This window comes from Candidatus Hydrogenedens sp., from assembly GCA_035378955.1.
Classification (GTDB): Bacteria; Hydrogenedentota; Hydrogenedentia; order Hydrogenedentales; family Hydrogenedentaceae; genus Hydrogenedens.
On the sequence record DAOSUS010000085.1, the window covers coordinates 2,750 to 13,149 of the forward strand.

Here is a 10,400-nt window from a genome sequence, read left to right on the forward strand (position 1 = left end):
CTCTGCCAATATAGGTGGCGAACAAGTTCGTGAACTTGCTTTTCGTATAGAAAAACTATGTAAAGAAGGGAATATCACAGAAGTGCCGGAATTAATCAAACAATTAGATGAGCAGTTTAAGGAACTTTCAGAAAAAATAAAGGAAATATTCTATGACTGAAGTAAAAGATAAAATACGGATACTAATTGCAGAGGACGATTTGGTATCTCGTCTTATGTTGGTTTCCGCTATACAGAAATGGGGATATGAACCTATTGCGGTGGATAATGGCAAAGATGCTCTGGAAATATTAGCCGGGGCATATCCTCCCTTGCTCACAATATTGGATTGGGTTATGCCTGAAATGGACGGTATTGATGTGGTTCGAACTGTTCGCAAGAATTATGGCAATACCCTTACTTATATTATTATGCTAACAACCAAAACAGAGAAGGAGGAAGTTATAGAGGGATTAGAAGCGGGGGCGGATGATTATATTCGTAAGTCTTTTGATGTAGATGAACTTTGGGCTCGGATTCGTGTCGGGTTGCGAACTGCTCAACTACAGAAGGATTTGATAGAAATGCAGAAAGTGCTTGAATACGAAGCAGTTCATGATACGCTAACAGGTTGTTTGAATAGGAGAGGAATTCTGGAACGGTTAAAAGAAGAATTGGAACGTTCCGAAAGAACCGGAGAACCGCTGTGTGTCGCCATGTGCGATTTAGACCATTTCAAAAAGATTAATGATACTTACGGACATCAAACGGGGGATGATGTATTGAAAGGTTTTGTTCAAATTGTTCGCTCCCAATTGAGACAGTATGACCAGATAGGTAGATTGGGAGGAGAAGAATTTTTGATTATTATTCCCAATATTATGGAATCTTATGCTCAAAATACATTAGAACGACTAAATAAAATTGTGTATGATACAGAGATTATTACATGCACAGAAAAAATTAAAATTACGGTAAGCATTGGTGGTATAATAGTCAAGGAAAAGGCGAATATTGATAATATAATTAAACTGGTGGACGAAGCATTGTATACGGCAAAAGAAAAAGGAAGGAATCAAGTTTGCTTTTATGGAGTAAAATAAATGGATATATACTAACCAGAATTTGAAGGTAAGAAAGTCCTACTGATTGATGATGACCTGACACAGTTAAGACTGATGGAAGGATTGCTAAAAAAGATAGGATTTTCTGTTTTTGCCTTTCAATCGCCTGTTCAAGCATTAAAGAATGTTACTCGGGACAATCCTCCCGACCTGGTCATTACAGATATTTATATGCCCGAAATCAATGGTTGGGAACTGTGTCGTTGCCTTCGTTCGGATGTAATGCCATATACAAAAGATGTTCCTATTTTGATTATTTCTTCTATATTTTTGGGGGAAGGAATACTGAAAACGGCTCAAGAAGCAGGTGCCGATGATTTTATTGAAATGCCTATTGACCCTGAAAAGTTAGTGCTTACAATTCAAAGAGTGCTTGAGTCCAGAAAAAGAGAAAAGATAGTCAATCGGATTTTGTGGGTTGCTGATTCTGAAGAAAATAACCTTTCTGTTCCAGGCAGTAACTATTGTTTAAAACAGGTTAGTTCAATTAAACAAGCCATAAAATCAATTAATGAAAAAAAATATGACCTGGTTATTATTTCTCACAAGTTATATGAAGACCCTACTTTGTTGATAAAAAAGATATATGAAATATCGGATCAAACGATAATCATTGCAGTAGTTTCAGAAAAAACAACAAGAGATTTTATTTATTGGTTAGAAAAGGGTATTTCGGCAATTATAAAAGAGCCAGCACCTATTGAGCATATTATCAACCTTTACGAGAAAATTAAATTAGAAAAAACTTTAATCCAAACGAGGGAACTATTAGAACAAAAAGTTAGAGAATCTCTTGGTGAAGAATTGAAGTGGGCAACCATTCTGGATGCCATTCCCTCCGGTGTTTTTGTAAAAGATGAAAATTTGAAATATATTCGTGTGAACAAGTCCTATGCAGTTTTTTTCAACCAAAACCATAAAGAATTTGCTAACTTTGATGATAAAGAACTCTTTGATGAGCCTTCTGCCGATGAATTTATTTCTATATGTAAACAGGCTCTCAATGGGAATATATATCAAAATTCGGATTTAGCCCTTTATATTTCTGGAGAAGAGAAAATCTTTAATGCTTTTATTGCTCCATTACGAGATGCAGAAGGTAGAACTAAAGGAGTTTATGGAGCATTCCAAGATGTTACAGAAATACGGAAATTACAGCAAAATTATAAAAACTTATTTGAGTCCATGCAGGAAGCGTTTGCCGAACATGAGTTTGTATATGATGAACATGGAATGCCTGTAGATTATCGGTTTCTTATTGCAAATGAAGCATTTCAAAAAATGACGGGATTGAAAGTTAAGGATATTATTGGTAAAACCGTTAAAGAGGTTTTGCCAAATATTGAGCCTTTCTGGGTATTAACCTATGCACAGGTAGTGGTTACAGGGAATTCCATAACATTTGAGATGTTTTCAGATTCATTAAACCGCCATTATCTTGTTCATGCGTTTAAGACAGGGGAACATCGTTTTGCATGTATCTTTACAGACATAACGGAAAAGAAGAGATTTGAAGAAGAAATTAGAAGATTAAATCGGGAATGGCAACTCACTTATGATAATATCAATAGTATTATCTGGTTTTTAAATAAGAATTTTGAGATAACAAAAACAAATAATGCAGTTATTAAACTACTCAAATTAACTCCGGATGAAGTTCTTGGTAAAAAATGTTGGGAAATTGTTCATGGGACACACGAAGCCCCTTCTTTTTGTCCTGTAATTCGCTTGTTAAAAACAAAGAAAAGAGAAACATTAGAATTCCAGAGAGATGACCGTTGGTATGAAGTTGTTGTTGACCCTGTTTTTGGTGATAATAATCAATTGACTGGGTTTATTCATATTTTGTCTGATATAACCGAACGGAAGAGAATGGAAAATGAGAAAGAAGAATTACAAAAACGATTGATTCAGTCTCAGAAGTTGGATACTATCGGGAAATTAGCAGGTGGTGTTGCACATGATTTTAATAATATGTTAAGTGTGATTATGGGCAATATAGATTTGTCCATACTTAAATTGGAAACAGGGGAACCCGTAAAGGAGAATTTAGAAGAAGTCCGTAAAGCAGTAGAACGGGTTTCTGAATTGACCAAGAAGATACTTGCTTTTGGACAAAAGCAGGATATGAATCCCAAGGTTTTAGATTTAAATAATGAAATCTCTACGCATATTAAATTGTTAAAAAGGGTTATTCCCGAAAGAATAGAGATTAAATGGATACCCTGTGAAGATTTGTGGAATGTTTATTTAGACCCTGCTCATCTGGATATGATATTGCTTAATCTTTGTGTGAATGCACGCGATGCCATACCTAATGAAGGGAAAATTACAATTGAAGTGGCTAACAAAAAAATAGATATGTCCGTTGCAAAAAGATACCCAAATGCTATTCCGGGAGAATATGTTATGCTTCGTGTCTCTGATACAGGGACGGGGATTGCACCTGAAATTATGGATAAAATATTTGAACCTTATTTTACTACGAAGAAACCGGGAGAAGGCACAGGTTTAGGTTTGGCAACTCTCTATGGAACCGTTAGACAAAATAATGGATTTGTTACCGTAGAAAGTAGTTTAGGGAAGGGAAGCACCTTTACTATATATCTTCCAAGATATAAAGAGGGAAAAGACAAAGAGAAAGAGAATTCTAATAATTGGGACTATAAACTTGATGTAATACCGGAAGAAAAAAGAGGGGCGGTACTCATTATAGAAGATGAAAAAAGTGTGTTAGAGATATTAAATCAGATTGTTTATCGAATGGGTTTTGAACCTATTTTAACAAATGGCCCGATAGAGGCTCTGGAACAAGCCCAACAAAATAAGAGCAAGATAAAATTACTCATTTCTGATATTGTTTTACCTGTGATGAACGGTTTCGATTTATCTAAAAAGATAGAAGAAATTATTCCATCTATAAAGAAGATTTTTATCACCGGTTATTCGGAAGAACTTAAAATTAAACCTTCACAAGAAGTGCATCTGGTCAAAAAACCTTTCTCCGTTCAGATATTAACACAAAAAATAAAAGAGGTATTGGAACTGTAACATCCATCTAAAATTTATGTAGAATAATCTGTGTTTACCCCAATAAAAACTGTAATAAATTTTATCGAATAGACCGAAGGGTTGGAGAGCGAAATATGACAAGAATACCCCTAACACATTTTTTATAACGATTGTTTCACAAACCCTATCCATTTATCTATAATGTCTATCACATTCTTCTCATAGTCACATTCATAACATCCGTTTTTTCACGACATTCGTTATATATCTCCCATTCGCCCCATCTGTCCCATTTGTCTTATCTGTTTTATCCCATCAGATAACTATTAATTTCCTCAACAAATTTCTTTATTTTATCACGAACACGACGATAAATATTGAGTTTTTCCTCTTCTGTCTTTGCAAATTGAGCAAGATATGGTGGGTCCTCAAATCCCACATGGATAATTTTTGTTTTTCCCGTGAAAAGGGGACACCGTTCTCGGGCATTATCACAAACAGTGACGACAAGGTCAAAATCACGGGAAGGTAGTTCAGCAACCGTTTTTGAATAATGATGAGATATATCAACACCCACTTCCCCCATAACTTGGACTGCATAGGGATTTAACCCATGCTTTTCTACACCAGCCGAAAAAGGCTCAATACTATCATTCCAGAGATATCGTGTCCAGCCTTCTGCCATCTGACTTCGGCAGGAATTTCCAGTGCATAAAAATAATATCTTCTTCTTTTTTCTTTCAGACATTCTTCAATTCCTTCTATTTAGATGAGTTCTGAAAGTTTTCAATACGATGAAAAGTTAAATAGTTTGCGTCATGAAAATTATTGGCTCCACCAAAATCATCGTTATAAGCAGTGCGAACGACTGCAATAATATCTTCATTTTCAAATACCCAGTCCGCATATTGAAAACCATGTTTATCCATTTCAGGATGATGAAGTAGGGTATTGCAGAGTTTCCACTCCTTCAAATCAGAACTGGAAGCAAGAACAAGAGTATTGCGAATTTGAGCAGGGTGTCTTTCTTTTATTTGTTCGGGTGATGGCCAATTGCAAAGTGTCCAGTATTTTTTTGTTTGCTCATCAAAGCGTATAGTAAATTTGGTTGTTCCTCCATTAAAATTTACAAAACCTGTTTGAGGGTCAAAAGAAATCTGTTTTCCATCATCAGTAATAGAAATTATGGCAGACTTTCCCCCTATTCTTGTATCAACACGAAGCATGTTGACAAGTTTTCCATCTGGAGTAGGTATCACATTCCCTTCCAGCCATCCATAAAATTCACCATTTAACCAGTCTTTTGATTTTGGTATGCAATTGCTAAAAGTCCAACTTTCAGAATCTAACAAATTGGACCCAATAGGAGCACTCATAACAAATGCACGATAGCGGTCCCCCCACTTATCACTACCCATAGCATCTTCAAATGCACGCCAGATTCTACCGTTAAATTCAATAACAGGAACCGGTGCGGTATGATATTGGGCTGTAGCTAAAATTCCTGATTTTTTACTTATAGGTTCTGTCCATGTCCAGCCTTCATCATCCGATTTACGAATTACAATATTCCCATGATGACGGTCTGTCCCTAACATATATATTTCGTTATTGTATTTAAAAATACTTGCCCAGAACATTCCTTTTAAGGTTGCTATTCTTTTCCATGAAATCCCTCTATCTTCAGAACGATATACATGTGTAACTGCTAACGAATGTTCTGTAGACATAGGACCGAACTCATCATGTTTTGCTAAATAAATTCCATCGCGGACAATGACAATACCGGGTGAGCCTATATATATACCTGTATTGGCACATGAATGAGTAATGACAATTCCCGGAGGCAATTCTGAAAAAAGAGTATTAGAACAAGTTAGTAAAATAAAAAAGAATGACCACATAAAGTACTTCCTATTTTAATAACAATAGTATACAATATTTTATTTTCATGTAATAATCGATAGAAAAAATGTTTTCCCTTTGGATTAATTTTTTTACTTAACGATAAGTATATATATGATTTGATTTTTATATTGTCGTTTTGATATATATAATTGCATATTAAAAAAAGGTAAGGATTATGGCTACATTAATAAAACAAGTTATAGAAATAGAAGAAAATGCTGAGAAAACTTTAGAAGAGGCAAAACAGAAGGCAAAGAAAATTCTTGAACAAGCAGACGAAGAAATAAAGCAAATCGTTTTAGATATAGAAAAGAAGATAGAAGAAAGAATTAAAATTTATCGGGAACAGGCAGAACAAAAAGAAAAACAAGAAGAAGAAAAATTAAAGGTAGCAGGTGAAGGAGAGATTAAGAAAGTAAAAGATATTCCCCAGTCAAAGATTGATGCACAAGTTCAATTTGTTGTTCGTAAACTAAAAGAATTTTAAGAGAAAAAGAAGAAGAGAACGGGCTATGGCTATAGACCGAATGAAAAAAGTAACGCTATTGACGCCTGTGAAGGCTTCACAAAGACTTTTGAAAACTATCCATAGTTTAGGTGTATGTGAAGTTTCTGATGTGTTAAATAATTATCCGGAATTAAAAGATGCATTGAAAAGACCCACTATTGTAACGGATGAAATTGATAGCAATCTTCAGAAAATTCAAACAATACTTTCCTTATTAGATATTTTTTCCCCTGTTGTTAAAGGTTTTATACAAGGTTTAGCCCCTGTTCCATTACTGATTACAAAAGAAGAATTAGATAATGCGTTGCATAAATTTGACCTGGAAGAAGTTTATAAAGAAGCACAATTATTAGATACTGAATATCGAAAGGTAGAAAGAAATATCTCATCAATAGAAAATCAAATTACTGAATTAGAGCCGTTCGAAGATTTACCTTTCGCTATTCATGAGTTTCGTAAGCCACAAAAAATAAAATTAATTTTTGGTAAAATTGTTAATGCTTCATATCAAGCACTTCAAAAAGATAATAATTTTAAGAAAAAGACAGCCGTTGAGATTGTTTACCCGGGACAATATTATAGGAAATCGGATAAAGTAGGTGAACTACCCAAATATGGACCTAAAGATATTATTCGTATTTTGGTTGCTTGTTTACCAGATGATTTATCTGAAGTGCAGAAAAGACTGAGAGAATATGGGTTTGAAGAGATAAGTTTGCCCGAAATTAATGGGACAGTTCGTGACCATATACGAGAACTAAAGGCGGATTTATCTACATTAAAAGTGCAAGCCCAGGAAATTGCTAATAAGGCATATAAACTATCTGTTCACCGTAGGACAGCAGAAGTATTAAAGGCATATTGGGAAAATAAAAAACGAATGGTTTTGAGTAAATCAAAAGCGGTGGAAGGGAAATGGATACAAATATTTACGGGCTATGTAAGAGAAATTGATTTACCTAAATTACAACAAGTTATAAAGAATGAAATGCCCGAAGTTTCTATTTTAGTAGAAGACCCCGCACCAGGCGAGGATGTCCCTATAAGTATATCGTTGCCTCCATTAATAAAGCCTATTCAGATGTTAATTAATATGTATGGGCTTCCTCCTTATGATTTCTTTGACCCATCTCCTACTTTGATATGGGGTTTCTTATTATTTTTTGGTATATGTTTTGGTGATGTAGCTTATGGGTTAATACTCCTATTTGCAAGTCTCTATATAATGAAGCGAACAAAACCATACGAAGGAATTTGCAATTTTGCAAAATTATTATTTTTTGCTTCAATTCCTACGATTATATGCGGTTTCCTATTAGGTTCATTATTCGGTGATTTATATAAGCCTGAATATTTAGGGGAAAACAATATATTACAGCGGATTATGGAAAAGACAACTGTTTTAAATCCAATGGACCAACCCGTTGTTCTATTATTAATTGCTTTGGTGATTGGTGTATTAAATCAATTTTTCGGTATCGGTTTGAAAATGTATGGTATGGCAAAGAGGGGAGATAAAGCAGGTGCGGTAATGGACGGATTAATGTGGTTAATAGCCCTTCCAGGTTTCATTATTATTGTTAGCGGAATGTTTGTAACTCCACCTTCCTGGTTGAGTTGGATAGGTATTGCACTTTTTGGAATTGGTGCCTTAGGACTGGTATTAACGCAGGGAAGAGACCAGGCAAATCCCATTGCACGATTTGTAACAGGTTTAATTAGTTTATACGGTATTGTTGGCAGTTATGGCATTACCGCATTCATAGGGGATACAATGTCTTACTGCCGTCTATTGGCTCTGGGTTTAACGACATCTATCGTTGCTATGTCTTTTAATATGATTGCTAACCTTTTGAAACCTATCCCGTATGTGGGAATTATTATTTTTATACTGGCTCTAATTGTAGGTCATTTATTTAACTTTTTAATAAGCGTTATGGGTGCTTTTGTCCATTCCATGCGTTTAATCTTGGTAGAATTTTTTGGCAGATTCTACGAAGGAGGTGGGAAGCCATTTGAACCTTTAGGATTTAACTCGGAAAGTGCTATTTTAGTAACTTCTGAAGAAAAAAATAAATAAACAATTTTAAGGAATAAATAAAACGATAACCGTAAAAAGATGGAGATAAGTGTATGGATAACGCACTTGCAATCGAGATTGGTCGTGGTTTAGCAATCGCTGGAGCAGGTTTAGCCGTCGGTTTGGCTTGCTCTGGGTCAGGAAAAGGAATTGGAATTGCTTCCCAGGCAGTTGGAGGCGTTCTAAGTGAAAAGCCGGATTTGTTCGGAAGGTTATTGGTTCTGCTGGCATTGCCGGGAACACAAGGGTTCTATGGCTTCATTACAGCCATTCTTATCTTTGTGCGTTCAGGACTAATTGCGGGACAGATGATAATTACACCTGGCACCGGGTTAGCACTATTTGTGTTAGGTTTTGGTGTCGGATTAGCATTGTATGTTTCAGCTCAATGGCAGGGTGAGGCCTCAGCGGCGAGTATTGCGTTAGTGGCTCGCAGACCGGAAGCCTTTGGTCGTTCCGTTATTCTTCCTGCAATGGTGGAAACATACGCTGTGGTTTCATTGCTGGTTGCTATTCTGGCTATTAACTGGTTAACTGCAAACAATGATGTTACTGCATTTATTCGCGCCCAATAATTAAATTAAGAAAAAGTTTTTTGCCTTCATAGTAAGGAATAGTAAAATGGCATTAGATGAAATTAGCAAAGCAGTTTTAGAATCAGTTCAGCGAGAGGCAGAACTGATAATAAAATCTGCAACAAAAGAAGCTGAGGAAAAGAAGAAGAATGCCCAAAGGAATGCGGAAGAAAAAGCGGAACGGCTATACCAACTCGCTATCCGCAACATTGATGAAGAGATGGCAAGAAAGTCCGTCCAAGTTCAGGGGCAAATTAATAAAGAAGTTTTGAAAGAAAAAAATATCATTATAAGTCAGGTGTTCCAGAAAGCCAAGGAATTAGTTTTAAAATCATCAGGGCAAGAATACCAGCAATTGATGGAAAAATTATTAGCCCGTGCTATTCCACAGGGAAGTAAAGGAACTGTTCGAGTTCATAAAGATGATTTGGAACTTTTTAAAAATTTGATTAATAAGTGGAATACCACTCATGGAACTGGGTTAACGATTGATGATAAAAATTTTCTCCCTTCCCGTGGAGGATTTTTGTTTATTGCGGAAGGATATCAGGTTGACCAGACATTGGATACTATTTTAGGTGATTTGCAAAGGGAAATGGTTCCCGTAATTGCTCAAAATTTATTTGTTGAAAATACTTAATGGAAAACAAGAAGGAGTAGGTGCTTGAAAGCCCTTTCAAAAGGACAACATCGCTGGGGATTTGTATGTGGACAGATTAGTGTATTAGAGGGGCGATTGATGTCCTATGATTTTTTTATGAACCTTGGAGGAATTGAGAAGTCAGAAGATGTTTTACATCGTCTTCAAGAAACTTCCCTACGGGAATTTATGGTTCCCGGTGCGGAAACATGGGAAGATTGGAGTACCATTATTGATAGCTATGTGCATTCTCAGATAGATGAATTAAAAAAAGCATCGCCCTCTCCAGAAATTACCGATGTTTTCTTGTTAAATGAAGATTATGTAAACTTAAAACGAGCAATTAATGGGAAAAACGCCCTTTTCCCAAAAAATGTATTCAGTGAATCTCGATTGAATGAAATAGCCTCTGGAAATTCTGCTCTGTTCGCAGAAATTATCAGACCATCTATTAGTGCCATTGCTAATCCAGCAGGTGCACAATCTGAAAATCCAATAATTACCGATATTGTTCTTGATGGTTGTTATTTAAGACAGTATTTATGGCTAATTTCAAAACTTAATTGTCCCTTGT

General features: G+C 35.6%; 9 protein-coding genes. 7 read left to right on the top strand and 2 right to left on the bottom strand.

Going from position 1 to position 10,400, the window contains the following annotated elements; genetic code table 11:
* The first annotated feature begins 152 nt into the window (after positions 1-152).
* Positions 153-1,082 (top strand): diguanylate cyclase, encoded by a 930-nt coding sequence (locus PLA12_12735; protein HOQ33360.1) that lies wholly within the window; start codon positions 153-155, stop codon positions 1,080-1,082.
* Positions 1,083-1,127: 45 nt separating this feature from the next.
* On the top strand, positions 1,128-4,154 hold the full coding sequence (locus PLA12_12740) for a response regulator (protein ID HOQ33361.1): 3,027 nt from the start codon (positions 1,128-1,130) through the stop codon (positions 4,152-4,154).
* Positions 4,155-4,422: 268 nt separating this feature from the next.
* Here the strand turns inward: PLA12_12740 and PLA12_12745 are convergent, their stop codons facing one another.
* Together PLA12_12745 and PLA12_12750 are read right to left on the bottom strand one after the other, a co-directional pair.
* On the bottom strand, positions 4,423-4,863 hold the full coding sequence (locus PLA12_12745) for an arsenate reductase ArsC (GenBank protein ID HOQ33362.1): 441 nt from the start codon (positions 4,861-4,863) through the stop codon (positions 4,423-4,425).
* A 13-nt stretch (positions 4,864-4,876) separates the two neighbouring features.
* A complete protein-coding gene (locus PLA12_12750; GenBank protein ID HOQ33363.1) occupies positions 4,877-6,019 on the bottom strand; it encodes a sialidase family protein in 1,143 nt (380 codons plus the stop codon).
* A 179-nt stretch (positions 6,020-6,198) separates the two neighbouring features.
* Between PLA12_12750 and PLA12_12755 the strand changes: the two genes are divergently transcribed.
* The 5 genes from PLA12_12755 to PLA12_12775 form a co-directional block, all read left to right on the top strand.
* Positions 6,199-6,510, top strand: a complete 312-nt coding sequence (locus PLA12_12755; protein HOQ33364.1) for a V-type ATPase subunit subunit G family protein — start codon at positions 6,199-6,201, stop codon at positions 6,508-6,510.
* A 25-nt stretch (positions 6,511-6,535) separates the two neighbouring features.
* Positions 6,536-8,611, top strand: coding sequence for a V-type ATP synthase subunit I (locus tag PLA12_12760; protein ID HOQ33365.1), 2,076 nt, complete (start codon positions 6,536-6,538; stop codon positions 8,609-8,611).
* Between the two features lie 53 nt (positions 8,612-8,664).
* Positions 8,665-9,186, top strand: a complete 522-nt coding sequence (locus PLA12_12765; GenBank protein ID HOQ33366.1) for a V-type ATP synthase subunit K — start codon at positions 8,665-8,667, stop codon at positions 9,184-9,186.
* Between the two features lie 46 nt (positions 9,187-9,232).
* The gene (locus tag PLA12_12770) at positions 9,233-9,826 is read left to right on the top strand and encodes a V-type ATP synthase subunit E family protein (GenBank protein ID HOQ33367.1); all 594 of its coding nucleotides are present in this window, start codon (positions 9,233-9,235) and stop codon (positions 9,824-9,826) included.
* Between the two features lie 24 nt (positions 9,827-9,850).
* On the top strand, positions 9,851-10,400 hold a 550-nt coding region (locus tag PLA12_12775; protein ID HOQ33368.1), incomplete at its 3' end, for a V-type ATPase subunit.